Below are 26,808 nucleotides of genomic sequence, written 5' to 3'. Positions count from 1 at the left end.
CGCTGCTGGGGCGGGCGCGGCGGCGGCGAATTCGGCCGGAGCCGCCTTGACGGGCCAGGTGCCGTCGATCACTGCATCGGGGTCGCGCTTCCGCAGGTAGGCCTGGAAACTGGCAGCCTGCTCGGCCGCCCACCCGGTCTGCAGCTGGTGAAGCGAGGAGGCTTCCTGCGCCAGGAGCGGGAAGGACCTGGCCATGGCGGCACCGACGGCAAGGGTGGCCATTACATCCGCGGCCGAAGTGTGGGCATTCTCGAAGGCCACGCCGTAATGCTCGGCCATGGCGGTGAGGGTGCGCTTCCCGCGGCGGTAACGGTCTGCCTGCTTGTCCATGATGAATGGGTCGATGACCGGAAACGGTGCCGGCGCCGACAGCCCGGTGCGCGCTGCTTCCCGCGCCAGGACCGTGAAGTCGTAGGCAGCATTAAACGCGAGAACGGGGGTGCCCGCGGCGAAGGTGTCCTGCAGGACCTGGATGATCTGCCCCACAGCGTCTTTGGAGGGCAGGCCATCGGCCCGGGCCCGCTCGGTGCTGATGCCGTGAATGGCGGCGGCCTCTTCCGGAATTTCCACTCCGGGATCAACCAGCCACTCGTGGTGGCGGAGAATCTCGCCGGCCGAGTCCACCAGGATGATCGACGCCGTGACAATCCTCGCCTCCTGCGGGTCCCGCCCGGTAGTTTCCAGGTCAAAGGACGCGCGGGGAAGTTCATGCCAGCTCAACATGTACTCAAACGTACCGGTGGGCACCGACATTTCCGGATTCAGCGCGCCGGGCGCCGCTAGGCTGGGGGACATGCGGGAGGACTATCAGGAAGCGGTATTGGCAACAGCGGAACTTATTCCACCGGGCAAGGTGCTGGCCTATGGGGACATCGCAGAAATCCTCGGCTTCGGCGGCCCACGCCAGGTTGGGGCTGTGCTCGCACGCTGCGGGAGCTCCGTACCCTGGTGGCGGGTCCTCCGAGCCTCCGGTGAGCCTCCGGCCTGCCATGGTCACCGTGCCTGGGAACACTACTCGGCTGAACATACCCCGGTCCGCGGCACGCCTGCCGCCGACGGGACCGGTTACCGGGTCCGGATCGCTGAAGCGCGCTGGCAACCCTCCGCCGCGGACTGGTCAGTGCTAGACGATCTGCGCCGCCGGCTCACCGTACCTGCTCCTGCCGTGGACCCAGAGGACGGGGAAGACCAGGAAGCCGGAGCCACAGCCATGGCGAATCAGGCAATGTCGGTGCGGCGTGGTGAAGTGGAAGCATGAGCATCAACCTGCAACTTGTTCCTCCCGCTGCCGCGGGCAGGGCCGCTCCGCAGCTGAGTCCTGACCAGCGTGAGGCCGTGGACCGTGGCACCGGCAGCGGCCCGCTCCTGGTGCTCGGCGCACCAGGGACAGGCAAGTCCACCGTCCTGGTGGAAACCGCTGTCGCGCGCATCCAGCGTGACGGACTGGATCCGGCAGGCGTGCTCCTGCTCGCGCCGTCGCGGCTGGCAGCAGCCTCCCTGCGCGATGCACTGTCCGCGCGGCTGGAACGCACTATCAGCGCGGCGCCCGCCCGGACCTGGGCGTCCTATGCGTTTGACCTCATCCGCCGCGCCAAAGCGGAGGGCAGGCTTCCGTATGTGACACGGGCGCCCAAGCTCCTCTCCGGCGCCGAGCAGGACGTCATCATCAAGGAACTCCTGGCCGGCCACGGCGAAAACGGAGTTCCGCTGCTGCCTTGGCCCGACTCGCTCACACTGGCCCTGGGGACCCGTGGATTCCGGCAGGAAGTCCGGCAGCTGTTCGACCGCGTGATCGAGCTGGGCCTGGCGCCGGAGGACCTTGCCGGCCTCGGCCGCCGCTACGGCAGGCAGGACTGGGTGGCAGCGGCCGGACTGTACGCCGAATACCGCGATGTCCTGGACATCCGCATGCCCGAAGCGTTCGACCCTTCCGGCATCATCACCACCGCGCTGGACATCCTGGAATCGGATCCGGAGTTCCTGGCCGCTGAACAGGGGCGGCTGCAGCTGATCCTGGTGGACGACCTGCAGGAAGCCAACCCGGCCATTCACCAGCTGCTGGGGCTGTTGGCCGGCGGGCGGGACGCCGTGGTTACGGCCAGCCCGGATACCGTGGTGCAGGGTTTCCGCGGAGCGCGGCCGGATCTGCTTGGCGGCCTGGACAAGACCCTCGGCCCGGGGCTGGAAACAGTGGTGCTCACGTCACAGCACCGGCTTTCCGAACCGGTGGCAGCCGCGTGGCACCGGACAGCGTCGCGGATCTCCGTGGTGCCAGGGCTTCCTTCCTGCCGCACCGCGTCCGGGAGAGCGCAGCCGTGGACCGTGCCATCCGGGGAAGCTTCCCTTCCGGCAGCCACCGCCCACGTGGTGGATTCACCGATGCATGAGCAGCGCTACGTCGCCCAGCGCATCCTCGAAGCCCAGCTGCTGGACGGCCGCCCGCTGGAGGACATCGCCGTGATTGTGCGCACCGGCGGGCAGCTGTCACGGATCCAGCGTTACCTCACCAGCCAGGGGATCGAGGTCAAGGTTCCCGTAGCGGAGAAGGCCGTGCGGGATGAAGCCGCCGTCCGGCCGCTGCTCGACGCCTTCGCCGTCGTCCTGGAACCGGAACTGCTGACACCCGAAACAGCCGTCTCGCTGCTGACCTCCCGGATCGGCGGGGCCGGCTCGCTGGACCTGCGCAGGCTCCGGCAGGCCCTGCGGCGTGAGGAACTGCGGGCCGGCGGCGGCCGCAGCAGCGACGCCCTGCTCGTCGAGGCCCTGCTGGACCCGCTCTCGGATGCAGGCCTGGCGCTGGCAGGCCTTGGCTGGGAAGCCGGTGCAGCCAAGCGCCTGGCCGCGATGCTGCGTGCCGGGAAAGCAGCCGCAGACCAGCCCGGGGCCACCGCCGAAACAGTGCTCTGGGCACTCTGGTCTGCCTCAGGATGGTCCAAAAAATGGGTCGACACCGCGTTGGCCGGCGGGTCTGCGGGGTTGCGGGCAGACCGCGACCTGGACGCCATCATGGCCCTGTTCCAGACCGCGGAACGCTACGTTGACCAGCTGCCGGGCTCCACCCCGGCCCAGTTCCTTGACTACCTCACGAGCTCGGAACTGCCGATGGACACGTTGGCGGCCCGCGCACAGAAGCGCGACGCCGTGGAGCTGCTGACCCCGGCAAGCGCCGCCGGAAGGGAATGGCCGGTGGTCATTGTTGCCGGCATCCAGGAAGGCGTGTGGCCGAACCTGCGGCTGCGCGGGGAGCTGCTGGGCAGCGGCGATCTGGTTTCCGCCGTCGAATTTGGCGACGACTACCGCCGGTACCGCAACCCCCAGACCCTGATGCACGGTATCCGCCATGACGAGCTGCGCAGCTTCTCCACCGCTGTATCCCGAGCCAGGGAAGTGCTGATCTGCACGGCCGTCGCGTCCGAGGACGAGCAACCATCCCAGTTCCTCGACCTTGTCGACCCGCTGCCCGACGGCGTGCTGGCCCGGCCGCGGACCGAGGTCCTGCGTCCGCTGACCCTGCGCTCCCTCGTCGCGGAACTTCGCGCCCACGCCCAGCAGGCTGAGGCCGCACCGGACCTGGCCCGGGAAGCCGCCGGACACCTGGGCCGGATGCTCCGTCACCCCGTCCGGGTACCCGGCGCTGCCCCCGCAGAATGGTGGGGCCTGCTCCAGCTCTCCACAACAGAACCCATCCTGCCCCCGGAGGTGCCGATTCCGGTGTCGCCGTCGAAGGTGGACGCGGTCACCAAATCACCCCTGAGCTGGTTCGTCTCCGCCGCCGGCGGGGAACAGGCCACGGACTTCGCCCGGTCGCTGGGAACCCTTGTCCACCAGATTGCCCAGGACATGCCGGCAGCCACGGGAACCGAATACGCCGCTGAACTGCAGCGCCGCTGGCCAACCCTGGGCATGAAGGACACGTGGGAGGGCAAGATCGATTTCAAACGGGCCGAGACCATGGTCCGCAAACTGGCTGACTACGTGATCCAGATGCGCAAGAGCGGACGAAACCTGGTGGCCGTCGAAAAGGATTTCGAAGCGCAAATCCCGGTGGAGGTCCGCGGTGCCGTGCGCACGGCGCTGCTGCGCGGCCAGATCGACAGGCTGGAGGCCGACGCCGAGGGGCGGCTGTTCATCGTTGACCTCAAGACCGGCAAGTCCGCACCCAAGAAAGCCGACCTGGACGGACACCCGCAGCTCGCCGCCTACCAGGAAGCAGTCCGGGAAGGGGCCCTCGAGGAAGGTCCACCAGTCCCCGGGGGCGCCGCACTGGTCCAGCTCGGCACCACGTCCAAGGGTGTTTCCGTCCAGGAACAGCCGCCGCTGGGAGCCCAGGACACCAGTGCACTGGAGATGATCCAGGAAGCAGCCGCGCGTATGTCCGGCGCCACGTTCGAGACGATTCATGATCCCGCCAGGAGCGGTTTCGGCGGGCACGGCTGCCGCCTGCCGGAAATCTGCCCGCTGTGCACCGAAGGAAAGCAGGTCACCGAGTGAGCGTCCACTTAGGCGAAGACGTACACGAGGGTCAGGTCCAGGGTCCACGGTTCTCCGCCCGGCAGCTGGCGGAACTGCTGCACGGCGACTCCAGCGAGCCGGTGCAGTACCCCACGTCCGCGCAGGAGGACATCATCGAGGCCCCGCTGGAACCGCTCCTGGTGGTTGCCGGCGCCGGGTCAGGCAAGACCAAGACCATGGCCGACCGGGTCGTGTGGCTGGTGGCCAACGAACTCGTGGCACCCGAACAGATTCTCGGGGTGACCTTCACACGCAAAGCCGCTGGGGAGCTCGCCACCCGTATCCGGCAGCGGCTCCGGCTGCTGTTCCGGATGCTGGGGGAGGAATCCGGCGGCACGGACCCGGACCAGCTGGAAGCAGCAGTATCCACCTATCATTCCTACGCCAACGGGATCGTGAACGACTACGGCCTGCGGATCGGCGTCGAGCGGGACTCCGTCATGCTCGGCGGTGCACAGTCGTGGCAGCTGGCCAACGAAGTGGTCGAGGCTTATTCAGGGGACTACGAGCATTTCACGGCAGCCAAGTCGACCCTCGTAAATGCCGTGCTGCAGATGGCGTCCGAATGCTCCGAACACCTGAGGGCTCCCGCCGAGGTCAGGGCTGAGCTGGAACACCAGGTCGCCGAGATTCAGGCCCTGCCCTACCAGGCGGGGAAAACCAAGGAACCTGCGCAGGCGGCCAAGACACTGCTGGGTAAGCTTCGCACCAGGATCTCGGTCACCGAACTGGTGGAGTCCTACCAGCGGGCCAAGGCGGAACGCAGGCAGCTGGACTTTGGTGACCTCGTGGCGCTCGCAGCCCGCATCGCCGAGGAAATCCCGGAGGCGGTCACGATGGAGCGGGCCAAGTACAAGGTGGTGCTGCTCGATGAGTTCCAGGACACCTCCCACGCGCAGATGGTGCTTTTCTCCAAGCTGTTTGGTGACGGCACACCCGTAACGGCGGTGGGTGACCCGCACCAGTCCATCTACGGGTTCCGCGGTGCCTCCGCCGGGCAGCTGGGCACTTTCCGCACCCACTTCCCGAGGGTGCTGCCCGACGGGAGCCGGACCCCCGCCCCGATGGCCAACCTGTCCGTCGCCTGGCGGAACTCCACAGCCATCCTGGCCACCGCCAACGCAGTGTCCGGCCCGCTGAACAAACCCGTTCCCTGGCTGAAGAACAATCGGCCGCTGGACGTGCCCGAACTGGAAGCCAAACCCAAGGCGCCGGTAGGTGAGGTGTATCTGGGCCGCTACCTCTCGGAAAAAACCGTCGCCCTTCCCGACGGGACCGTAAGCGTGGGCGAAGCAGAGGCACTGGCCGCGGAAATCGCGAAACTGCGGCTTCAATGGTGGAAGCGCCCGCACGAGACAGATTCCCGGGGCAACCTGCTGCCGCCGACAGTTGCCGTGCTGTGCCGGGGAAAGAAGCAGTTCGACCCGATCCGCCGGGCACTCGAAGCGCACGGCATCCCGGTGCAGATCGTGGGGCTGGGCGGACTGCTCTCCACTCCGGAGATCGTTGACCTGCTGGCCGTGCTCCGCGTCCTGGGAGACCCCGGACGGTCAGATTCCATGCTGCGGATCCTCGCCGGTGCCCGTTGGCGGATCGGCCCCGCCGATCTGATGGCGCTCGCGGACTGGTCCCGGCACCTGGTGCGGGTCCGCGAACGTGCCGTACGCGTGCAGGACCTGGCCGACGTCGACGGTCCGGACGAGGGCGGGGCAGCGGTCGTCGAGACGGACCTGTCCGAGGCCGGCAGCCTCGTGGAGGCCGTGGACCACCTGCCCAAGCCTGGCTGGGTTTCCCATACCGGGCGGTCCCTGACCGAAACGGGATTGACCCGTATCGCTGCCCTGCGCGATGAGCTTCGCGAACTGCGCGGCTACGTTGGCGAGGACCTGACCACCTTGATCGGAGAGGTGGAACGCCGCATCCTGCTGGACATCGAGGCCGCCGCCAAACCAGGGATCAGCATCCACGAATCCCGGCGCAACCTCGATGCCTTCGTTGACGCCGCGGCAACGTTCAGCGCCTCGGCCGACCGCGTGGACCTAGCCGCGTTCCTGGCCTGGCTCGAAGTAGCCGATGAGGAGGAGAACGGGCTGCCGGTCACCCAGCTGGAGACCAGCCGGGAAGCTGTCCAGCTGCTGACCGTGCATGCCTCCAAGGGGCTGGAATGGGATGTGGTTGCGGTTCCCGGCCTGAGTGAAGGCCAGTTCCCCAACGACAAGGACTCGCGCTGGAGCAGCGGCAACGAGGCCATCCCGTGGAACCTCCGCGGTGATGGGCCGGACCTGCCGCAGTGGGACTGGGAGCAGCCGGACCAGAAGTCCTGGGTGGACGCCGAAAAGCTGTTCGCCGAAGACGCCCGCGGCCATGCGGAGCGTGAGGAACGCCGGCTCGCGTACGTCGCGTTCACCCGCGCCAAGCACGTCCTGCTCTGCACCTCCAGTGCCTGGGGCGGCGGACGGTCCAAGCCGACGGCGGCGTCACGCTACCTCCTGGACCTTTATGAACTCGGAGAAGCGGGCGCTGCGGGGTTCCATCTGCTGTCCTGGCTGGAACCGGAGAGCGAAGGAGACGAGAACCCTGCCAACGCGACCGCAGAACGCGCCGTGTGGCCCAAGGACCCGCTCGCTCCGGTCCGCCGGACCGCGATGGAGGCTTCCGCTGCCGCCGTGCTGGCAGCGGCCAGCGCGCAGGGGATGGCGGATCCGGGCCAGACTTTCCCGGCCAGCGCCCACCCGGCATCCGGTGCCGGCCCGGACACGGACGGCGATATGGCGGCATTCCAGCCGCGGCGCTGGGGCAGGGACGTCGAACTTGTCCTGGCGCGGCACCGGGCACGGGATGAGGTGATGGAGGTTGAGCTCCCCGCCCACATCTCCGCGTCCATGCTGGTGGACCTGCAGGATGATCCGGACGCGGTCACCCGCCAGCTTCGACGGCCCGTTCCCCGCGAACCAGGAATGGCTGCCCGTAAGGGCACGGCATTCCATGCCTGGATCGAGGAGTTCTTTGGCCGTAGCGGCATGCTCGACCTCGATGAACATCCCGGCGCCGCCGATGCGTATGTTGACGAGGCCTACCAGCTCGAGGACATGGTGGCCACGTTCGAGGCCTCGGAATGGGCGTCCCGCACGCCCGCATTCATCGAAGTACCAGTGGAGACCCGGGTGGACTCCGTGGTCGTTCGAGGCCGGATCGACGCTGTCTTCCGGGACGACGACGGCGGCTGGGACCTGATCGACTGGAAAACAGGTGCGCCTCCGTCGGCCGACAAGCTGGCGGTGAGGTCGGTGCAGCTCGCGGTCTACCGCCTGGCCTGGTCCCGGCTTCAGGGTGTGCCGCTCGAGAAGGTGCGCGCCGCTTTCTACTACGTGGCGGCGGACAAGGTTATCCGTCCACACAACCTGCTGGGCGAAACGGATCTCGAGAAGATCATCATCGGTTCCGCTCCCGGAACCCCTGCCAAGGGCTGAAAAGAGGGCGGACCGACAGGCTCACCACAAACGGGTACCGCCGTCCGAAGTGGACAGCGGTACCCGTTTATCGAATGCGGGAGGGGACAGCTAAGGGTGTCGGGCCTACGCCTAGGGGGTCGCCCGGCGGAGCGTGCCGTAAGAGCCAGCGGCAAGGAGCACGCCTCCCAGCAGCAGCCAGCCGGCGAGGGAGAGCGGGGTCAGCTGAAGGAACCAGGCACCAACTGCGGCCCAGGAATCGGTCATCGTGGCGCCGCCGACCCCGGCCAGGAGCACAAGCCCAAAGCCGACGAGTGCTGCTGTCAGACCGAGCATCCGCCAGCGCCGGTAGACCGTGGCGAACCAGAAACCGAACATAAACAGCAGCATGGTCAGCGCAAAGTAGAGCAGGATCTGGACGTACCACGCGGAGTCAGCGATCCAGGGGATAGCGAAGATGTTGCCGTTGACTCCCCATCCGTTGGTCGCCTTTTCGACCAGCCCGAGCAGCCAGTACAGCACTCCCAAGCCCAAGGCGAGGACGGAGAACAGGCCCAGGGTACCGAGGTAGAAGGAGCGGCGGCTGACGCTCATGGCCTGGGAGAACGGGAACGTGAGGCTCAGGGACTGGAGTCCCGCGCCGAAAAAGTACCACATGACCGCTTGGCCGGAGAGCGCCAGCCGCGTACCGCCGTCGTCGGGCACCAGCGCCAGGATGGCCAGGGCGATAAGCGTCGAAGCGGCGAGGATGATGGCGGGTGTTCCGAGGTAGAGCCATTTGTTCAGCAGCTGCATGCGGGCTACCGCGAGCGGGCGGTTCATCGCAGGACCTCCAGATTCTTGTCATTGCGGCCCGCGGGGGAGCCGTAGTGTTCGTTCGCCTTGAGGGTGCGGCGGATGATGAGCTGCTGCAGGGAGACCGGGGCGATTTCCAGACCGAGGTCCAGGGCCCGTTCCCTGTCATCCGGGGAGAGCGGGGTGTCGACGGTGACGGAGGCCAGGGCACCCAGCGCCTCGCGGTGCAGTACCGGCCGTCCGGCGACGAAATCCTCGACAGTTTCAGACTTTCCGGCGACGGCGAAAGCCGAACCCATCACGGTCTCGACCTCGTCGTCCATGACGATCCGGCCACGGTCGATAACGATGACGTGTTCCAGCAGGTTTGCCACTTCGTCGATCAGGTGGGAGGAGAGGATGATGGTGCGCGGATAGTCCGCGAAGTCCGTAAGCAGCCGGTCGTAGAAGAGCTGCCGGGCCACGGCGTCCAGCCCCAGGTAGGGCTCGTCGAAGAACGTCAGTTCCGCCCGGGAAGCCAGTCCGATGATGACCCCCACTGCTGAGAGCTGGCCGCGTGAGAGCTTCTTGATCCGTTGTTTCCGGGGCCGGGGAAGCTGGAAGTCCTCGAGCAGGGTCTGCGCGAGGTCAACATCCCAGTTCGGGAAGAACATGGCGGCTGCGTCCAGGGCGTTGCGGACGGTGAAGTCGTCGGGGTATTTCTGGGATTCGCGGACGAAACAGATGCGGGAAAGGACCTGCTCGTTTTCGAACGGATCCGCCCCAAAAACCCGCACCTCTCCCGAGCTGGCGAAGCCCTGGGCAGTGAGGATGGACATCAGGGTGGTTTTGCCTGCGCCGTTGCGGCCGAGCAGGCCATAGATCCGGTTTGGCGCGATGTTGATGCTGACATTGTCTAGGGCAAGTTCGTCCCGGTAACGCCGGGTCAGGTCGCGGGTTTCTATGACGTTCATGGTGCCGGGGTCCCTTCATATTCAGCGGCACTGCGTTGGATGAGATCTGTAAGCGCTCCGGCGTCGATGCCCAGTTTCCGGGCTTCGGCGGCGAGGGGCTGTACGTATTGCCGGTAGAACTGTTCGCGGCGTTTGGCGAGAACGGCGGCACGGGCCCCGGGAGCAACGAACATCCCGATTCCCCGGCGCTTATAGAGCAGGCCCTGGTCCACGAGCAGGTTGACGCCCTTTGCCGCTGTTGCCGGGTTGATCCGGTAGAAGGCAGCGATTTCATTGGTCGATGGCACCTGGCCCTCCTCCTGCAGCACACCATCGAGGACGTCACCTTCGATCCGTTCAGCGACCTGCTGAAAGATCGGCCTGCTGTCGTCAATCACGGAATCCTGCCTTGCTGGGGTTCATTCTTACACCTGGCTCATTGGTTAGTTACTTGACTAAGTAACCATGTAGGCGGGAGGGTGTCAATAACTAGCGTCAAGGAATTTTCGCGGACGGCGGCGCGCAGCAAAAAACGCCCGCCTGGACTCCGGGCGGGCGCTTTATTGCTTCACGCTTTATTGCTTCACGCTTTATTGCTTGAGGGGGGCGTTTCGGTCGTCGGGAACGAGCTCAGCCTGTTGCTTGGTCGTAGACCGCGACGAGCCGGTCAAGAAACTCCTGTACTGCCGTTCGTTCCTGCGCCGACATTCCCTCGATAAGTTCCTCGACACCTTCGATCATGGGTAGTACGCGTTCATAGGCCCGGTCGGCAGAACTCTGGGCGGCGGTGACGATCAGTTTCCGCCCATCGGAGGGGTGGCGATCGCGCCTGATGTGGCCGGCCTCTTCGAGCCTGTTCAGCACAAGCGTCGTGGCGGCTGTCGAAATCCCAAGCCGTCTCGCGAGCTCCGTGGGCGTGGCCGGGCCGGTGGCGATCAGGTGGTCCATCGCCTCGAGCCCCGGCGCGTCCACTCCCAGCTCGGAGGCCAGATATCGATCAAAGCGTTGTTGCCGAATGGTCAGCTGTTGAATGCGTGCGCGGATGTCATCCTCCGGGAGCTGCCGGCCGTCCCGCCGTGCCGCTTCCCGGTCCCTTCGGTCCGGACGCGATGATGCATCGGCGGGTGACCGGGTAGTGCTTTTGACATCCATATCCTCCATAGTAATACTCTAAGTTGCCAATATGATTGATAATCAAGAACTGGAGCAACTTTGATGGGCGCAACCGCCACAACCCCCTACCGCTGGCGGTGGCTCATCCTCGGGGTGATGCTCACTGCCGAGATTATGGACCTGCTTGATTCCACGATCGTCAATGTCGCCGGGCCGGACCTTGAACGCTCGCTGGGAGCGTCCGCGCTCGGACTGCAGTGGGTGATCGGCGGCTACGCGTTGACCCTCGGCGCCGGGCTGATCCTGGGCGGACGGCTCGGGGACCGTTTCGGCCGGCGCCCGATGTTCCTGGCAAGCCTGCTGGCCTTCACGATCGTCTCCCTGCTTTGCGCCCTTGCTCCAAGCATTGAAGTCCTGATCGCGTTCCGGCTGATGCAAGGCGTCGCGGGAGCGATGCTGCTGCCGCAGGGCCTGGGTCTGCTGCGGGAGAACTTTTCCGGCAAGGAACTGGGCCAGGTTTTCGGTGTCTTCGGGCCGGTCCTGGGCTTGGGCGGCATTCTGGGTCCGATCATCGGCGGTGGTCTCATCGAGGCCAACCTGTTTGGGCTCGGATGGCGCGCGGTGTTCCTCGTTAATGTGCCCATCGGACTCGCGGCCCTCATCGTCGCGTGGCGGATTCTTCCCCGCCGGGCCGGAGATAAGACCGTCGGGGTGGATGTCGTTGGAGCGGCCATCATCGTTGTGGCTTCGGCGCTGCTGGTGCTGCCGCTGAACTTCGGACAGGAGCAGGACTGGCCCCTTTGGACGTGGTTGAGCATCGTGGCAGGGCTCGGCGGGTTTGTGGCGTTCGCGTGGCACCAACGAGCAGCGGCCCGGCATGGCCGGACCCCGCTTGTTGTGCCGGGAATTTTCTCCCGCCGGGCCTACACCCTGGGTCTGGCCGGCATAGCGCTTTACTTCAGCGCACTCATCGGGACACAGCTGATCCTGACGCTGTTCCTGCAGATCGGCCAGGGGTTCAGTGCCGGGGAAGCCGGACTGGGCAACCTGCCCGTCGCCTTGGGCACCGCCGTCGGCGGCGCGCTGAGCGGAGCGTTCCTCGCTGAGCGGCTTGGCCGCGCCGTTCTACAAATCGGAGCTGTCGTCCAGATCCTCGGTGCTGCGATCCTCTGGATCGAACTCGGTTCGGGAGGACCGTTTGATATCTGGCAGATCGTGCCGGGGATTGCCGTGATCGGATTTGGATCGGGTCTGGTCATCGCAGCGCTGTTCAGCATCATCCTGGCAGCGGTCAAGGACGAGGAGATCGGATCGGCGTCAGGGGTCCTTACGGCCGTGCAAGCGATCGCGAGTTCGATCGGCGTCGCAGTGTTCGGGTCAACCTTCTTCTCCGTCATCACAGAGGGTTCACCCGCGGATGCCTTCCGAAGCGCACTGCTCATCCAGGCAGGGTTGCTCGTCGCATTCTTCGTGCTGACCTTCCTGTTCCCACTGAAGGGGCGGGCCGACGAGCATGGCGCCGGACCGGACAACCAAGCCAGCCCGTTGAAAAAAGAATCCGCCCTGGCCCCTGAATGATCGCGGTGCAGCGGGTGATTGCCTGCTTGCGTAACAGCCGCCCTGGGAATTCACGCTGACACTTCGGAGGCTCTGGAAAAGCGGATCAGTTAACGTGCCGGACGCGTTTCTTTCTTGGCGTCTGGAGCGGTGCCCTCGGTCAGCGGAATGGCAGTGGTCGCCGGTCCCGGTTCCCCGGCCCCGGTGGGCGTTGCATCCGAGCCGGCGGCCTCCTCCGGCACTGCCGCGGGCACGGGCGTGCTGACCTCCCCGGCTACTGACAGGCTGGTGGGATCCTGCTGCGTTGAGGCGGTGGCCTTCCCGCTTTCCGCGGGGGCGGCTCCCGCAGCTCCGCTGTCCTGGTCCGCCGGTGCTTCATCTCCGGCGGCGTACAGTCCGCCTGGCTCACCCGAGGGCACGCTGATGGGAAGGACGCTCACTTTGGCTTCAGCCTTGGTGCCCACCCTGGTTCCAGCCGCGGTCTTTCCAGCGCTTGGGGGATTCGACGCGGAGATGCCCGCGGACTCGTACTCCTGCGGCGCGGACTCTGCTTCGGCGGCCAGGGCAGCAGCCTGTTCCAGGATGTCCGCTTCCAGCGTGGAGAGCATTTCTTCGGCTTCGGCGATCATCACAGCGTTCTGCGCTGCCAACCCGCGTACCAGCCATTGGGCCAGGGCGAATTCAGCGGAGAGTGCTGCCCGCCGGATGAGGTGGGGATCCACAGCATCCGGGCGCGCTGCGACGTAGGCTTCGTGGATGGCGTCCGTGAAAGCGGTGTTGTCGGCTGCGATTAGCCAGGCGAAATCGTCGGCAGGGTCCCCGATGCGCAGGTCGGTCCAGCCACTGACGGCACTGATCCGATTGCCGGAGACAAGCATGTTGTCCTCGTGCAGGTCGCCGTGCACCACGGTGGGGCTGAACCGCCAGAGCCCGACGTCTTCCAGTGCGTGTTCCCAGCGGCGCAGCAGTGTGGCCGGGATCTTGCCGGTGGTGGCTGCCTGGTCCAGTTCGTTCAGCTTGCGCTGGCGGAACTCGTTGGCCGTATAGCTGGGCAGATCCGCGTTGTTGACGAGTGACTGGGGCAGGGCATGAACCGCGGCCATGGTGCGGCCAATATCTGCAGCCAGGTCTTTGCCCAGGGCAGCTAGCTCGTCGATGTCCCGGGTGGACCCGGGAAGGTGTGAGTAGACGAAGGTGCACAGCTCGCCCTGGCGTACTGTTCCAGCGACGTAGGGCAGCGCGAAGGGCAGTTCAGCGCGCACTGCCGGGACGAAGGCCCGCAGGACGAGCAGCTCGGTTTCGAGGCGCATGCTGGCCTCCACATGCTTGGGGGAGCGCACCCGCCACTGTTTGCCGGCGTCGTCGACGAGGAGAGCGGAGTCGAAATCCGCTGCGTCGTCCGGCGAACCGGCAACGCCGGTAAGCGCCAGTGCCGGTACGGCGGCGCTGGCCAGGGCTGCCAATTCCATGGGAGTGCGTTTCACACCTTTAACCGTAGGGGTACATGTGGCACGAGTAACCCATAGGGCCCCGGCGAGTCGGAAGAGCGTGAGGAAAACCTCAGCTCTATCCACTGCATGGCGTCCCGCTTTCTGCTTGGGGTTCCTCAGTCAGTACGGTAGGTATATGAGCAGCCCGCTACGCACAGCAGAGACCCCGCAACTTGGAACGCTGCCGCTGGCACGCGGTGCCGTGGACCGGGGCAGCGAACGGAGAGTCGCCGAAGACCTCTTCGCGACGATCCTTGAGCTGCCGTCCACCCGCGTTATGTATATTTCCGGGGGCAAGACCTTAGTCAGGGACACGGTCAGGGACACCTTCAGGAGCACGGCCAGGGACACCGAACTCGTCCTTGACCGGCCAGGACCCGGAGGATTCGGCACCGATCCGGTGTATCTCGGACGCACGCTTGAAAACGGGTCGGTGGCCGCGGGAGCCGACGTCGTGATGGTGACGCTGCCGGCAGAGGAAGCGCCGCCGGCCTTGGACGGCACCCGCTGGGCGGGACTGCGCGACGTCGCTACGACCCTGGGCGCCCTGGACGCCGGACTGTTTGTCGAAGCCTGCGCTGTGTCGAACTGGCATGCCACCCACACGCACTGCCCGCGTTGCGGCGCGCCAACCGAACTGGAACAGGGCGGTTGGGTGCGGCGCTGCCCCGAGGACGGCAGCCAGCACTTCCCCCGCACCGATCCGGCAATCATCGTGGCCATCACCGACCCCCAGGACCGGATACTGCTTGGCTCCGCGGCCGCCTGGCCGGGTAACCGGTACTCCACGCTCGCCGGTTTCGTCGAGCCCGGGGAATCGCTGGAAGCGGCCGTGATCCGCGAGGTGGCGGAGGAAGCCGCCGTCGTGGTGCGCAACCCGCAGTACCTCGGATCGCAGCCCTGGCCGTTCCCCGCGTCCCTGATGCTCGGTTTCTGCGCGGAGGCGGACGGCACTGAACCGCAGGCCGACGGCGTCGAAATGTCCGACGTCCGCTGGTTCAGCAGGAAGGAACTCACCGAGGCCGTGGCCGCGGGGGAAGTGACCATCCCCTCATCGATTTCCATTGCCCGCAACCTGATTGACCGCTGGTACGGGGGATCCGTGCCAGAGCCGGTCCCGGCGGGCGGCAAATGATCACCGACTCGCTCGAAGCGCGCATCCTTTCAGGGCTCGACGACGAACAACGCGAAGTCGCGACCACGCTGAGCGGGCCGCTGTGCGTCTTGGCAGGTGCCGGAACCGGAAAGACCCGGGCCATTACCCACCGCATGGCCTACGGCATCCACTCCGGCGTATACAAGCCGCAGCAGGTCCTCGCCGTCACCTTCACCGCCCGGGCAGCTGCCGAAATGCGCACCCGGCTGCGGGACCTGGGGGCAGGGGGAGTCCAGGCCAAAACGTTCCACGCCGCGGCCCTCAAGCAGCTGCAGTACTTCTGGCCGCAAACCGTGGGCGGGCCCCTGCCGGCACTGCTGGACCACAAAGCCCAGCTGATCGCCGAAGCTGCCCGGCGGCTGCGGCTCTCCACCGACCGTGCCGCGATTCGTGATGTGGCAGCGGAAATCGAGTGGGCGAAAGTCTCGATGCTCACACCGGACAGCTATGTCCGGGCGGCCGCCGGCCGCGACGCACCGGCAGGTTTCGATCTCACCACAGTGTCCCGGATCTTCCAGTCCTACGAAGACGTGAAGGTGGACCGGAACGTCATCGACTTCGAGGACGTGCTGCTGATTATTGTGGGCATCCTGCAGGAAGACCAGCGGGTTGCCGCCACCGTGCGCGACCAGTACAGGCATTTTGTAGTGGACGAGTACCAGGACGTTTCGCCGCTGCAGCAGCGGCTGCTGGACCTCTGGCTGGGTGAGCGCGACGAACTCTGCGTCGTGGGCGACGCCAGCCAGACCATCTACTCGTTCACCGGAGCAACCTCCCGGCACCTGCTGGATTTTCCGCACCGGTTCCCCGGGGCACAGGTTGTGAAGCTGGTCCGGGACTACCGCTCGACGCCGCAGGTGGTCAACCTTGCCAACCGCATCCTGGCGGCCCGCACGGCGGAAGGCGAGCGCTCGCGGAACGCGCCGCCGTGGCCCGAACCGCTGGAACTTATTGCGCAGCGCAGCCCCGGTCCGGAGCCGTCTTTCACCGAGTGCTCCGACGACGAAGCGGAAGCCACCCAGGTGGCCGCGCGGATCCGGAAACTGGTGGACAGCGGCGTTGAAGCCAGCCAGATTGCCGTCCTGTTCCGGACCAACGGCCAGTCCGAGGCCTACGAACAGGCTCTGGCCACCGCCGGAATCGGCTACCAGCTGCGCGGCGGCGAGCGCTTCTTCGCCCGCCGGGAGGTGCGCGACGCGATGCTCCAGCTGCGCGCGGCCGCCCGTTCGGTCGGCAACGAGCCGGTGCCGCAGCTGGTGCGGGACATCCTGGCCAACCTCGGTTACACCGCCGAAGCACCCTCGGGCGGGGGAGCGACCCGTGAACGCTGGGAATCCCTGGCCGCACTGGTGGCCCTTGCCGATGAACTGCACGCCAACCGCACCATGGACCCGGAGAGCATCTTCACGCTCCAGGACTTCACCGCCGAACTCGAGGAACGTGCTGCCGCGCAGCATGCACCGAAGGTGCAGGGCGTGACCCTCGCCAGCCTGCACTCCGCCAAGGGCCTTGAATGGGACGCCGTGTTCCTGGTGGGTCTCAGTGAAGGCCTGATGCCTATCTCCTTCGCGGATACCCCGGAAGCGGTGGATGAGGAGCGGCGGCTGCTGTATGTCGGGATCACCCGCGCCCGGGAACACCTGGCCCTGTCCTGGTCCACTGCCCGGACACCTGGCGGGCGGGCCAACCGCAAGCCCTCACGGTTCCTGGACGGACTGCGCCCTAATACGGCCCGGGACGCAGCAGGTCCGCGCCAGGTGCGTCCGGCCCGGAAGAAGGTCTCCGGCCCGGCAAAGTGCCGAGTGTGCGGGACACTGCTGGGTTCCGGCGCGGAACGCAAGATGGGCCGATGCAACGACTGCCCGGCCACCTACGACGAAGTAACGTTCGAGGCGCTGCGGGAATGGCGGCGTGAGACGGCCAGCGAGGCAGGCGTTCCAGCCTTTGTGGTGTTCACCGACGCAACACTGGTGGCCATTGCCGAGGACAAACCGCCAACGCTGAACCGGCTGGCCACCCTGGCAGGCGTCGGGCCGTCCAAGCTGGAGCGCTACGGCGAAGCCGTCCTGGCGGTCCTCGCAGCGCACCCCGGCCCTTAGGCTGCCTCCCGCGCACTCCGGCCTCTAGGCTGCCTGGCTGCCGGCGGACTGCAGCCGGCAGCCACAACCGGGATGGAACTCGAGAGGTTCCAGTCCGATGTGCCCGTCGGCGGTCCGCAGCTGCAGTACGGCGGACCAGGTCACGGGCTGGGCCAATCCGTCGATAAAGGACAGCGCCTGGCCAGCGGCGATCCCGGCGGCCAGGCCGGCGGCTGAGACTTCCTCACCGCCTGGTCCGCGTGGCTTGTTCGGTTGCTCCCGGTCCGGAGCCTCCGGCGCTGAGGAGGCATACCAGCCGGGGTCGGCGTCGCCCCGGTGCCGGTCCAGGCAGCCCAGGCATGGTGTCGCCCCGGGGACCACGAGCGGTCCCACCTGGTAGCCGTACTGCTGGACCGTGACGGTGAGGTGGGGCCGTTCCCGTTCAACTCCGGCCAGGGAGAGCAGGGGCCCGGGCTGGTCGCCGGCGAGCACGGCCAGGTCAGCGCCCGCGGCGGTCAGCTGCGGATCCGGTCCCGGAACGTGCAGGACCCGGACCGTTGGATCGATCCGGTAGAGATGCCGTTTGACCGCCCGGAACCGCGGCATCCCGATGTCAGTCAGCGCATAGGCGGGGCCGACGTCGGCGGGAGATACGAGGGCCGGGTCGCCCAGCAGCAGAGTGCCGATTCCGGCGGCTGCCAGTATCCGCGCCAGGAGCGCCCCGCAGCGGCCCAGGCCCTGGATTTCGACGGCGGCAGCAGCGCGGCGGACCACGGGCCCGGACGCATCCTGGCCGTAGACGGCAGAGAGTCTCTGGATATCCGGGCGGAGCCGTTCCTGCCGCAGCGGAGGCAGGGCACAGGAGCTTCCCTGCCAGGGGAGGAGGACCGGTTCCAGTGCGGTGAGGAGCTGAGCCTGGCGTTCGACGCCGACACCTGTCTCTGCGGCCGATGCTGGCTCCGCGCCGTCGGGAATGCCGTCGCGCAGCCGCCCAACAAACGCCAGGTCGGCGGCCGTCAGGCCGGCCAGCAGCAGCGCCCCGGGTCCGAGACCGAACTGCCGCCGGTCGGGCCCAAGGTCAAGGATGTAGATTCCCGGGTTAATCCGCATGCTGGCCCTCCTGGACTGACGGCGGTCGGAGAATGTGGGAGGACCCATGCTGGCATACGCGGGAGCCGTCGCCGGGGTTATCCACAGGTTTACGAACCCGCCGGCCGCCGGAATATGGTGGAGGTATGCCCTCCCCATCTGTTCCCGCCACCACCCGTGGCGGGCTGCCTATCGAAGTGCGCCGTTCCGCCCGCCGCAAGCGCACCGTCAACGCGGTGTTCCGGGACGGGGTGGCTGTGGTGTCCATTCCGGCGCATTTCACCCGGACGCAGGAAGCGGAGTGGGTGCAGCGGATGGTGGACCGGCTGGAGACCCGGGCGGCTGCTCCGGTTCCTGACCCGGCACGCGCCGATTCGGATCTTGCGCGGCGGGCGGCCGAGCTTTCCGGACGCTACCTTGGCGGGGCGGCGAAGCCCGTTTCCGTCCGGTGGGTCAGCAACCAGAACTCGCGCTGGGGCTCGGCCACACCGGCGCGCGGCACCATCCGGCTTTCAGACAAACTGGTGGGTATGCCGGAATGGGTTGTCGATTACGTGCTGCTGCATGAACTCGCACACCTGATTGAGTCCTCACACGGTCCACGTTTTTGGCGGCTCCTGGAGTCCTATCCCCAGACCGAAACGGCGAAGGCCTTCCTGTCCGGCGCCGCGTATGCCAGTGCGCGCGGGCTCAGCGGGGAGATGGCCGAGGGCTGACCAGGTTCCGCCGGGGCAGTAATTGTGCCCCGGTGGAACGGCCGCGTCCGGCTCAGGAAGTGCTGCCGCCCTTGCCGCCGTCGGGGTTGTCCGGACCGGATTCGCCGTCGGGGTTCCCGTCATCGGGGGTTCCGTCCGGGTTCTCGTCGCCGGAGCCCGCAGCCTCAGCCGAACGCGCGTCCGGAGCGTCATCGGGCTCATCGAAGCCTCCCTCGAGCAGGCGCCGAAGGGCAGCATCAACATCGGAATCCGATGCATCGAGCAATTCACGGCGCTTGCTGAAGCCCAGGGGATCGTCCAGGTCCTTGGACGTTGGCATCAGGTCGGGGTGCTGCCAGATGGCGTCCCGTCCTTCAAGTCCGCGTTCTTCGCGCAGTTGAGCCCACAGGACGGCAGCATCGCGCAGCCGGCGGGGACGCAGCTCCAGCCCCACCAGGGAAGCGAAGGTGTGCTCTGCCGGTCCGCCGCTGGCCCGGCGCCGCCGGATCATTTCGCGCAGCGCCGCAGCGGAGGGCAGGTTGGATGTGGCGCCGGCCGTAACCTCGTCGACCCAGCCTTCAACCAGTGCCAGCGCTGTCTCCAAACGTTCAAGGGCAGCTTCCTGGGCTGGCGTCCGCTCAGGTTGGAAGACCCCGCCGGCCAGGGCTTCCTGCAGGGATTCGGGATTACCCGGGTCGATGTCGCGGGCCATCTCTTCGATCTTGGAAATATCGATGTGGATGCCGCGGGCGTAGCTCTCGATGATGCCGAAGAGGTGCCCTGCAAGCCAGGGCGCATGGGCGAAGAGCCGTGCATGGGCCGCCTCGCGCACGGCAAGGTAGAGCCGGATCTCGGTCTCCGGAACGTCCAGGCCCTCGCCGAAGGCGGTAACGTTGGCCGGCAGCAGCGCCATGGTGCCGGCGGCCAGGGGAAGGCCGATGTCCGTCGAGCTGACGACTTCCTTGGACAGTGCACCGACGGCCTGGCCCAGCTGGATCCCGAACATCGCGCCGCCCATGTTCGCCAGCATGGAGGACGCCCCACCCATCATGGACTTCATTTCCTCGGGCATCTGGGTGGAGATGGCGTTGGAGAGCGCTTCGGAAATGCTGACGGCTACGGGCTCGGTGAGGCGGCGCCATGAATCCATCGTTGCCTCGACCCACTCTGCGCGGGACCAGGCCTTGCCGATTGCCCCCGTGGATGGGAAGTCCGTAACCGGATCCAGCCACATCTGGGCCACGTGCAGCGCCTCGCCGACGTCGCGCGCCTGCTGCGCGGTGACCGATGGGTCGCTGTCGGTGGCCGCCACACGGCGGGCGTTGTCCTTGGCGAGCTGCCAGTTGACCGGTCCGTCCGAGGGTGTGCTGAACATGGCCTGGACCTGCTGGAAGATCATGGCCATGGCGTTCGGGTCGGAGGGCAGCCCTGCGGCCTTTGCCAGCTCCTGCGGATCAATGCCTCCGGCGCCTGGGGCCTGCCCGCCGAAGAGGCGCGCGAGCATTTCTGACAGCGGATCCTGGGGCGAATCCCCGTGGTCGGAGGGGTTTGAGCTCATGGGTACCACCGGTCCTGTGGAAGTTCTGTGCCTGGGCGCCCGGTGGATCACCGGCCGCCTGGGTTCCCACGTTACCGGCAGGCGCCATGGCGTGTCCCGCATTCCGGGATTCGTTCGCTGTTGGCAAAGGAGCACGTGGGACAATGGCTCGTGCGCTCCTCCAACGATGACCATTCTTTCGCCGGCACCGGCCCGGATTCGCAGGTCCCGGACAATGATCCCGGCACCGGACAACCCCAGTCCCGGCGGCGTTCGCCCCGGCGGCGTGCCCTGCTCATTGCCGGTGGAACGGCGGTTGTGCTCGGTGGAGCCGGGCTGCTGCTGCCCGCCCCCTATATCGTCGAATCGCCGGGCCCCACGTTCAACACCATCGGGGAGATTTCGTCCAGTCCCCTGATCAGCGTCGAGGGCCACGAAACGTACCCGACGACGGGCGAGCTGGACCTTACCACCGTGTACGTCGCGGGCGGCCCCAACGGCGGGGTCAGCATGGCCGAGGTGCTGGCAGCCTGGATCAATCCTGATGATGCCGTGCTGCCTGTCGACTTCGTTTATCCGCCGGGAACCACCAGCGGCGAGGTGAAAGAGGAGAATGCCGCGGCGATGACCTCTTCACAGGAATCGGCCGTGGCCGCAGCGCTGGCGCAACTCGATATCCCGTTCACCGAGGAGCTGTCCGTCGCCGGTGTTATGGAAGGGTCGCCGGCTGAAGGGAAGCTGGAAAACGGAGACATCCTGCTGAAGGTGGACGGCAAGCCCGTCGAGGGGATGGACTCCCTGCGCCAGGCACTGAACGAAACCGGGGGAGACGCGGCCGATGTCACGGTCCGGAGAAACGGGGAAGAACAGGCCTTGAGTATTTCCCCTGAGGTTTCGGACGCCGGCACCTACCAGATCGGCGCCTACCTCAGCATCGACTACACCTTCCCGTTCGACGTCAGCATCGCACTGGAAAATGTCGGAGGGGCCTCCGCAGGCACCATGTTCGCCCTCGGGATCATCGACAAGCTCACCCCGGGGGAGCTGACCAACGGGCAGCACTTCGCCGGCACCGGCACCATCGATGCAGCGGGGAACGTGGGACCTATCGGCGGGATCGAACAGAAAATGGTGGGCGCGAAGAACTCCGGTGCCCAGTATTTCCTGGCGCCCGAAGCCAACTGCCGGGAAGTAGCCGGGAACATCCCTGATGACTTGGTCGTCGTTAGCATCGCCACACTGGACGACGCCGTGACCGCCGTCGAGACGCTTGCCGGCGGCGGGAGCGCCGAAGGACTGGGTAGCTGCACGGACGACGCCTAGGAACATCCGGGGTGGGCGCCGAATTACGATCCTAATAAGGTTGGCGCTCACAGCATTTATAAGTGGCCGTTCGGTGGTTAGACAGGGCAGAATAAGGAACCACGGCAAGAAACGGGCAGCCGTCGGACAGAGGGGTCACGGTTGCTTCGATATGGAGGCAGCGGAATATCTCCACCGTCGAGCTGCCGCAGGTGCCGTGAGCCGACGCACCGAACGATGAGGTAACTGTGACTTCCGGACCAAATGGCCCATTCTCCCAACCGAGCTCCAGCTCCACACGGCGGCGGCGCAGCCCGCTGATCGCCACCCTCATTGTGGTGGCTGTCCTGGTGATCGGGTTCGTGTACTTCTCCCAGATCTACGCCGACGTGCTCTGGTACAACCAGCTCGGTTTCATCGAGGTGTTCTACAAGGAAAACCTCACCCGCATCGGGCTGTTCGCCGCCGCCTTCCTCATCATGGCTGCGGGCGTGTTCTTCAGCATCCGCTCCGCGTACTCCGCCCGGCCCATCTATGCGCCGGACAGCTCGCTGCAGGATAACCTCAACCGATACCAGGCGCAGCTTGAGCCGGTGCGGAAGCTGCTGATGATCGGCATTCCGGTGGTCGTCGGCGGATTTGCCGGCACGGCTGCCATGGCAATGTGGGAGCAGACCCTCCTCTTCTTCAACCGCCATGACTTTGGCAAGACCGACCCGCAGTTCAACCTGGACTACAGCTTCTACCTCAATACGCTGCCGTTCCTGGGCTTCATCGTTGGGTTCCTGATCTCCGTCGTCGTCATCAGCGGTATAGCCGGCCTGCTTACGCACTACCTCTACGGTGGAATCCGGCTCGAGGAAAAGGGCGTCTTCGTCAGCCGCCCGGCGCGCATCCACATTGCCGTCATTGCCGCGTCCTTCCTGCTTCTGCAGGCAGCGAACTTCTGGCTGGACCGCTACAACACCCTGCAGAGCACGTCCGGTGCCTGGACCGGCGCCCTCTACACCGATGTGCACGCCGTGATCCCGACGAAGGCCATCCTGGCCGTTGCGTCAATCATCGTGGCCGTGCTGTTCGTCCTCTCCGCCATCATCGGCCGGTGGCGCCTGCCTATCATCGGTACCGCCATGCTGGTCATTACGGCCATTGTTGCCGGCGGTATTTACCCGTGGATCGTCCAGCGCTACCAGGTCATTCCGTCCGAGCAGACGCTCGAGCGCGAGTACATTCAGCGCAACATTGAGCTCACCCGCGAAGCGTACGGCCTGTCCGACACCGAAGTGATCCCGTATAACGCCACAGTCGACGCCAATGCCGGCGCACTCGCCGCGGACGCCGGCACCACCTCCAACATCCGCCTGCTGGATCCGAACGTCGTCTCCGATACGTTTAGCCAGCTGCAGCAGTTCCGCCAGTATTACCAGTTCCCGGAGAACCTCAACGTCGACCGCTATGACGTGGAGGGCGATGTCCAGGACACCGTCATCGCAGTGCGTGAACTGAACATTGGCGGCGTCCCGGCGGGCTGGGTCAATGAGCATGTTCTGTATACCCATGGTTACGGAGTGGTAGCTGCGCGCGGCTCCACCGTTCAGCCCGACGGCAAGCCCAGTTTCATGGAATCGGGTATTCCCTCGACCGGCGTGCTGGGCGATTACCAGCCCCGCGTCTACTTCGGTGAGAACTCTCCCGATTACTCAGTCGTTGGCGCCCCCGAGGGCAGCGACCCGGTCGAAATCGACCGGCCGCAGACCGGAGACTCGTCCGATGATTCACAGACGACATTTGACGGCGACGGCGGCCCCAGCGTAGGCAACCTTTTCAACCAGCTGGTCTACGCCATTAAGTTCCAGTCGACCGAGTTGCTGCTCTCTGACTTCATCAACGAAGATTCACAGATCCTTTATGACCGTGACCCGCGCGAGCGCGTCGAAAAGGTCGCGCCGTACCTGACCGTTGATGGAAACGCCTACCCGGCCGTAGTGGACGGACGCGTGAAGTGGATCGTTGACGGCTACACCACCAGCAAGTACTTCCCGTACTCCACCCAGCAGGAGCTGGCCTCGGCCACCACCGACTCGCTGACCGGCGGTGCATCCGCCGCTCTCCCCGCAGACAAGGTCAACTACATCCGCAATGCGGTTAAGGCGACCGTCGATGCCTATGACGGCTCCGTTACCCTGTACGCCTGGGACGAGGAAGATCCGCTGCTGCAGGCCTGGCAGGAGGTCTTCCCCTCGACGCTCAAGCCGTACAGCGACATGTCGGCTGACCTGATGGCGCACGTGCGGTACCCGGAGGACCAGTTCAAGGTCCAGCGCGAATTGCTCGGACGCTACCACGTCACGGATGCTGACTCCTTCTACAAGAACGACGACGCCTGGTCGGTTCCCTCGGACCCGACCCTGACCAACTCCGACGTGAAGCAGCCTCCTTACTACCTCTCGCTGCAGATGCCGGGCCAGGAAAAGCCCGCGTTCTCCCTGACCACGCCGTTCATTCCGTTCGTCGCACAAAACGGTGAGGCCCGAAACGTGCTCTACGGTTTCCTCGCCGCAGACGCCGATGCCGGCACCGGTACAGCTGGCGAGAAGGCGGAGGGCTACGGCAAGCTGCGGCTGCTGGCTCTGCCGACGGATACCGCGGTACCAGGCCCGGGCCAGGCGCAGAACCGGTTCAACTCGGATCCGACCGTTTCCAACGCTTTGAACCTGCTGCGCCAAGGCGCCTCGGAAGTCATCAACGGCAACCTGCTCAGCCTGCCTGTCGGCGGCGGCATGCTCTACGTGCAGCCGGTTTATGTCCAGTCGTCCGGAGCGTCTTCCTACCCGACCTTGCAGCGCGTGCTGGTGAACTTCGGCGAAAAGGTCGGCTTCGCACCGACCCTGGACGAAGCCCTGAACCAGGTATTCGGCGGCGACTCCGGAGCCGTCACCGGTGACCAGGCGAATGTCGGCAACACGCCTGACACGGGGACTGAAGCGCCCGGGGAAACCACAGCGCAGGCTGATCTGTCGACCGCACTGGCCGATGCTGGCGCTGCCATCCAGGAGGGCCAGGATGCCTTGGCCAGCGGCGACTTCGCGGCCTACGGTGCGGCCCAGGACAAGCTGAACGCGGCCATCCAGCGGGCCATCGCGGCGGAGGATAAGATCGCCGGCGGTGCCGCCGCCGGTGCCGCCCAGGAAGACGGCACCGGTGGAGAGGGATCCGGCGAGTAGCTGATTTGCGGCTCCGCCCCGCGGCCGGTACAGTAGATACCACGCCGCGGGGTGGAGCAGTTCGGTAGCTCGCTGGGCTCATAACCCAGAGGTCGCAAGTTCAAATCTTGCCCCCGCAACCAAGAAAAGTCCCCGTCCGGAATCCGGACGGGGACTTTTGCTTTGCTTCCCTCACGGAGACCAGCAACCGCAGCATGTCCGGGAACTTTGACCCGAAGGCCGGCGCTGCTCCCGGCCCTAGCCAGTACACTCGCTGCATGAATGCGCGCCGCAGTGGCGGGCCGCACCGAAGGTCCCGGACCGGCCCGGAGGCAGACCCGGACCGCGGTGAAAGTGCGCTGCAGAAACTGGACCGGAATTGGACGGACCTGCTGCAGGAGCTACGCGTGCTGCAGACCGGGATCCAGATCCTCACCGGTTTCCTGCTGACGCTTCCCTTCCAGGAACGCTTTGCCACGCTCTCTCCGATCCAGGTCGGGATCTACCTGGCCCTGGTCGTCCTGTCAGTCCTGGTAACGGCGCTGCTGATGTCCACCGTCGTGATGCACCGCTCGTACTTTCAGCGCCGGATTAAATACGACCTCGTCCACAACAGCGACCTGCTCCTGCGCTGGACCATGGTCCTGGTGGGCCTGATCCTCATTGGGACCGTGGGACTGGTGTTCGACATCGTCGTCGGCGGGTGGGGAGGAGCGGTCTCGGCCGCCGCTGCCGCCGTGGTCCTGGTCGGGCTGTGGATTGTGCTGCCCCGCACCAGCCGAAACCGTGCCCTGCGGAGAGGACCGGCTGTGGGAGAGCAGGAGGACAGCGCACCCCGCTAGTCACAGCCCCCAAACGGCAGCAGGCCGGCCCCAAAGGGGACCGGCCTGCCGCAGCGGGAGGAGCCGTTTAGTTCTGCTCGATCGCTGACTGGTTCGCTGACTGGCTGGCTGCCTTAAGCGCCGCCAGCCGGGCTTCCACCTCGGTCTGCTCGCCCAGGTCTTCGAGGGATTCGAATTGGGCATCCAGGCTGGAGGCCGCGAGCTCATTGGCGCCGCGGACCTTCGCTTCTTCGCGGCGGATCTTCTCTTCGAACCGGCCAACCTCGGAGGTGGGATCCATGACGTCGATGCTCTTGATGGCGTCGTGCATCTGGTTCTGCGCCGCGGCGTTCCGGGCACGGGCAATGAGTTCGTTGCGCTTGGACTGCAGCTGCTGGAGCTTGTCCTTCATCTGCGTCAGGCCGGTCTTGAGCCGTTCGACGATCTCTTCCTGGGAAGCGATCGTCGGTTCCGCGCCGCGGGCCTCGTTCTCCGCCGCCATCTGGCGCTGGATCGCTACCTTCGCGAGGTTGTCGAACTTCGCGGCGTCCGCGGTGTTGCCACCGGACCGGAATTCGTCGGCCTTGCGGGAGGCTGCGAGTGCCTTGTTGCCCCAGTTGCGGGCATTCTCAATGTCTTCGTTGTAGTCGTCCTGGAGCATCCGCAGGTTGCCGATGGTCTGCGCGACGGCGCTCTCGGCTTCGGCAATGTTGTTGCTGTAGTCGCGGACCATCTGGTCAAGCATCTTCTGGGGGTCTTCCGCCTGGTCCAGGAGGGCGTTGATGTTGGCCTTTGCCAGTGTGGTGATCCGTCCGAAAATTGACTGCTTTACCATCATGGTTGCCTTTCAAGTGCTGGGGTTATGAGTTGGTGTGCTGTTTCCAGCCTGTCAAAAACTGTGGCCGGAGCCTAGAAGTTGCCGCCGGAAGAGCCGAAGCCGCCGCCTCCGCCGCCGAAGTCCCCGCCGCCCCAGCCGCCGAAGCCGCCGCCGCCCCAGCCGCCTCCGCCGCCGTGGGAACCGCCGCGAAGGATCGAGTCGATCAGGATGCCGCCGAGGATCGCTCCGCCGAGGCCACTCC

At 66.1% G+C, this 26,808-nt stretch carries 19 protein-coding genes and 1 tRNA gene; 11 read left to right on the top strand and 9 right to left on the bottom strand.

Annotated elements, in window-relative coordinates; translation table 11 throughout:
- On the bottom strand, nucleotides 1–723 hold a 723-nt coding region (locus tag RTN46_RS09665; RefSeq protein ID WP_312180895.1), incomplete at its 3' end, for a 3'-5' exonuclease.
- Nucleotides 724–793: 70 nt separating this feature from the next.
- On the opposite strand from RTN46_RS09665, the gene RTN46_RS09660 reads away from it, so the two are divergent.
- The 3 genes from RTN46_RS09660 to RTN46_RS09650 are packed head-to-tail and all read left to right on the top strand — an operon-like array spanning nucleotide 794 to nucleotide 7,982.
- The gene (locus RTN46_RS09660) at nucleotides 794–1,258 is read left to right on the top strand and encodes an MGMT family protein (protein WP_312180893.1); all 465 of its coding nucleotides are present in this window, start codon (nucleotides 794–796) and stop codon (nucleotides 1,256–1,258) included.
- On the top strand, nucleotides 1,255–4,491 hold the full coding sequence (locus tag RTN46_RS09655) for an ATP-dependent DNA helicase (RefSeq protein WP_312180891.1): 3,237 nt from the start codon (nucleotides 1,255–1,257) through the stop codon (nucleotides 4,489–4,491). The genes RTN46_RS09660 and RTN46_RS09655 overlap by 4 nt, the downstream gene beginning before the upstream one ends.
- Nucleotides 4,488–7,982 carry an ATP-dependent DNA helicase gene (locus RTN46_RS09650; RefSeq protein WP_312180889.1) on the top strand — a complete coding sequence of 1,165 codons (3,495 nt, stop codon included), beginning with the start codon at nucleotides 4,488–4,490 and terminating at the stop codon, nucleotides 7,980–7,982. Before RTN46_RS09655 ends, RTN46_RS09650 begins: the two co-directional genes overlap by 4 nt.
- Nucleotides 7,983–8,093: 111 nt before the next feature.
- Here the strand turns inward: RTN46_RS09650 and RTN46_RS09645 are convergent, their stop codons facing one another.
- The 4 genes from RTN46_RS09645 to RTN46_RS09630 form a co-directional block, all read right to left on the bottom strand.
- Complete coding sequence (locus RTN46_RS09645; protein WP_312180887.1) at nucleotides 8,094–8,783, bottom strand: hypothetical protein; 690 nt, start codon at nucleotides 8,781–8,783, stop codon at nucleotides 8,094–8,096.
- Nucleotides 8,780–9,709: an ABC transporter ATP-binding protein gene (locus RTN46_RS09640; protein ID WP_312180886.1), complete on the bottom strand. Its 930-nt coding sequence runs from the start codon at nucleotides 9,707–9,709 to the stop codon at nucleotides 8,780–8,782. The genes RTN46_RS09645 and RTN46_RS09640 overlap by 4 nt, the downstream gene beginning before the upstream one ends.
- The gene (locus RTN46_RS09635) at nucleotides 9,706–10,086 is read right to left on the bottom strand and encodes a GntR family transcriptional regulator (RefSeq protein ID WP_312180884.1); all 381 of its coding nucleotides are present in this window, start codon (nucleotides 10,084–10,086) and stop codon (nucleotides 9,706–9,708) included. The genes RTN46_RS09640 and RTN46_RS09635 overlap by 4 nt, the downstream gene beginning before the upstream one ends.
- A 232-nt stretch (nucleotides 10,087–10,318) precedes the next feature.
- On the bottom strand, nucleotides 10,319–10,849 hold the full coding sequence (locus RTN46_RS09630) for a MarR family transcriptional regulator (RefSeq protein ID WP_312180882.1): 531 nt from the start codon (nucleotides 10,847–10,849) through the stop codon (nucleotides 10,319–10,321).
- A gap of 54 nt (nucleotides 10,850–10,903) precedes the next feature.
- Between RTN46_RS09630 and RTN46_RS09625 the strand changes: the two genes are divergently transcribed.
- Nucleotides 10,904–12,379 (top strand): MFS transporter, encoded by a 1,476-nt coding sequence (locus RTN46_RS09625; protein WP_312180881.1) that lies wholly within the window; start codon nucleotides 10,904–10,906, stop codon nucleotides 12,377–12,379.
- An 89-nt stretch (nucleotides 12,380–12,468) separates the two neighbouring features.
- On the opposite strand, the gene RTN46_RS09620 is transcribed toward RTN46_RS09625, so the two are convergent.
- Nucleotides 12,469–13,842 (bottom strand): phosphotransferase, encoded by a 1,374-nt coding sequence (locus RTN46_RS09620; RefSeq protein WP_312180880.1) that lies wholly within the window; start codon nucleotides 13,840–13,842, stop codon nucleotides 12,469–12,471.
- 142 nt (nucleotides 13,843–13,984) lie between these two features.
- On the opposite strand from RTN46_RS09620, the gene nudC reads away from it, so the two are divergent.
- Both nudC and RTN46_RS09610 read left to right on the top strand, forming a co-directional pair.
- Nucleotides 13,985–14,983, top strand: a complete 999-nt coding sequence (gene nudC / locus RTN46_RS09615) for an NAD(+) diphosphatase (protein ID WP_312180878.1) — start codon at nucleotides 13,985–13,987, stop codon at nucleotides 14,981–14,983.
- Nucleotides 14,980–17,103 carry an ATP-dependent DNA helicase UvrD2 gene (locus RTN46_RS09610; RefSeq protein ID WP_312180876.1) on the top strand — a complete coding sequence of 708 codons (2,124 nt, stop codon included), beginning with the start codon at nucleotides 14,980–14,982 and terminating at the stop codon, nucleotides 17,101–17,103. The genes nudC and RTN46_RS09610 overlap by 4 nt, the downstream gene beginning before the upstream one ends.
- Before the next feature lie 24 nt (nucleotides 17,104–17,127).
- On the opposite strand, the gene RTN46_RS09605 is transcribed toward RTN46_RS09610, so the two are convergent.
- Nucleotides 17,128–18,192: a ThiF family adenylyltransferase gene (locus RTN46_RS09605; protein WP_312180875.1), complete on the bottom strand. Its 1,065-nt coding sequence runs from the start codon at nucleotides 18,190–18,192 to the stop codon at nucleotides 17,128–17,130.
- Between the two features lie 125 nt (nucleotides 18,193–18,317).
- Here RTN46_RS09605 and RTN46_RS09600 point away from each other — a divergent pair, with 125 nt between their 5' ends.
- On the top strand, nucleotides 18,318–18,887 hold the full coding sequence (locus tag RTN46_RS09600) for a M48 family metallopeptidase (RefSeq protein WP_312180873.1): 570 nt from the start codon (nucleotides 18,318–18,320) through the stop codon (nucleotides 18,885–18,887).
- Between the two features lie 52 nt (nucleotides 18,888–18,939).
- Here the strand turns inward: RTN46_RS09600 and RTN46_RS09595 are convergent, their stop codons facing one another.
- Nucleotides 18,940–20,424 carry a zinc-dependent metalloprotease gene (locus RTN46_RS09595; protein WP_312180871.1) on the bottom strand — a complete coding sequence of 495 codons (1,485 nt, stop codon included), beginning with the start codon at nucleotides 20,422–20,424 and terminating at the stop codon, nucleotides 18,940–18,942.
- A 135-nt stretch (nucleotides 20,425–20,559) separates the two neighbouring features.
- Between RTN46_RS09595 and RTN46_RS09590 the strand changes: the two genes are divergently transcribed.
- The 4 genes from RTN46_RS09590 (at nucleotide 20,560) to RTN46_RS09575 (ending at nucleotide 25,750) form a co-directional block, all read left to right on the top strand.
- Nucleotides 20,560–21,726 (top strand): PDZ domain-containing protein, encoded by a 1,167-nt coding sequence (locus tag RTN46_RS09590; RefSeq protein ID WP_312180870.1) that lies wholly within the window; start codon nucleotides 20,560–20,562, stop codon nucleotides 21,724–21,726.
- A gap of 227 nt (nucleotides 21,727–21,953) precedes the next feature.
- Nucleotides 21,954–24,929 (top strand): UPF0182 family protein, encoded by a 2,976-nt coding sequence (locus RTN46_RS09585; protein WP_396157577.1) that lies wholly within the window; start codon nucleotides 21,954–21,956, stop codon nucleotides 24,927–24,929.
- 45 nt (nucleotides 24,930–24,974) lie between these two features.
- Nucleotides 24,975–25,051, top strand: a tRNA-Met gene (locus RTN46_RS09580).
- Between the two features lie 135 nt (nucleotides 25,052–25,186).
- On the top strand, nucleotides 25,187–25,750 hold the full coding sequence (locus RTN46_RS09575; RefSeq protein ID WP_312180868.1) for a DUF6328 family protein: 564 nt from the start codon (nucleotides 25,187–25,189) through the stop codon (nucleotides 25,748–25,750).
- A gap of 67 nt (nucleotides 25,751–25,817) precedes the next feature.
- Here RTN46_RS09575 and RTN46_RS09570 read toward each other — a convergent pair whose 3' ends face one another.
- Nucleotides 25,818–26,564: a PspA/IM30 family protein gene (locus tag RTN46_RS09570; RefSeq protein WP_312180866.1), complete on the bottom strand. Its 747-nt coding sequence runs from the start codon at nucleotides 26,562–26,564 to the stop codon at nucleotides 25,818–25,820.
- Nucleotides 26,565–26,808: the final 244 nt, after the last annotated feature.

The organism is Arthrobacter sp. (genome assembly GCF_031988865.1).
Taxonomy (GTDB): Bacteria; Actinomycetota; Actinomycetes; order Actinomycetales; family Micrococcaceae; genus Arthrobacter_B.
The sequence above is the reverse complement of the archived record's forward strand: the minus strand, read 5'-3'. Positions and strand labels throughout refer to the sequence as shown.

Bases quoted from the DNA above. Each gene is read 5' to 3' on its own strand.
- RTN46_RS09660 (WP_312180893.1), top strand. From the start codon at position 794: ATGCGGGAGGACTATCAGGAAGCGGTATTGGCAACAGCGGAACTTATT.
- RTN46_RS09655 (WP_312180891.1), top strand. From the start codon at position 1,255: ATGAGCATCAACCTGCAACTTGTTCCTCCCGCTGCCGCGGGCAGGGCC.
- RTN46_RS09645 (WP_312180887.1), bottom strand. From the start codon at position 8,783: ATGAACCGCCCGCTCGCGGTAGCCCGCATGCAGCTGCTGAACAAATGG.
- RTN46_RS09640 (WP_312180886.1), bottom strand. From the start codon at position 9,709: ATGAACGTCATAGAAACCCGCGACCTGACCCGGCGTTACCGGGACGAA.
- RTN46_RS09630 (WP_312180882.1), bottom strand. From the start codon at position 10,849: ATGGAGGATATGGATGTCAAAAGCACTACCCGGTCACCCGCCGATGCA.
- RTN46_RS09625 (WP_312180881.1), top strand. From the start codon at position 10,904: ATGGGCGCAACCGCCACAACCCCCTACCGCTGGCGGTGGCTCATCCTC.
- nudC (WP_312180878.1), top strand. From the start codon at position 13,985: ATGAGCAGCCCGCTACGCACAGCAGAGACCCCGCAACTTGGAACGCTG.
- RTN46_RS09610 (WP_312180876.1), top strand. From the start codon at position 14,980: ATGATCACCGACTCGCTCGAAGCGCGCATCCTTTCAGGGCTCGACGAC.
- RTN46_RS09605 (WP_312180875.1), bottom strand. From the start codon at position 18,192: ATGCGGATTAACCCGGGAATCTACATCCTTGACCTTGGGCCCGACCGG.
- RTN46_RS09600 (WP_312180873.1), top strand. From the start codon at position 18,318: ATGCCCTCCCCATCTGTTCCCGCCACCACCCGTGGCGGGCTGCCTATC.
- RTN46_RS09595 (WP_312180871.1), bottom strand. From the start codon at position 20,424: ATGAGCTCAAACCCCTCCGACCACGGGGATTCGCCCCAGGATCCGCTG.
- RTN46_RS09575 (WP_312180868.1), top strand. From the start codon at position 25,187: ATGAATGCGCGCCGCAGTGGCGGGCCGCACCGAAGGTCCCGGACCGGC.
- RTN46_RS09570 (WP_312180866.1), bottom strand. From the start codon at position 26,564: ATGGTAAAGCAGTCAATTTTCGGACGGATCACCACACTGGCAAAGGCC.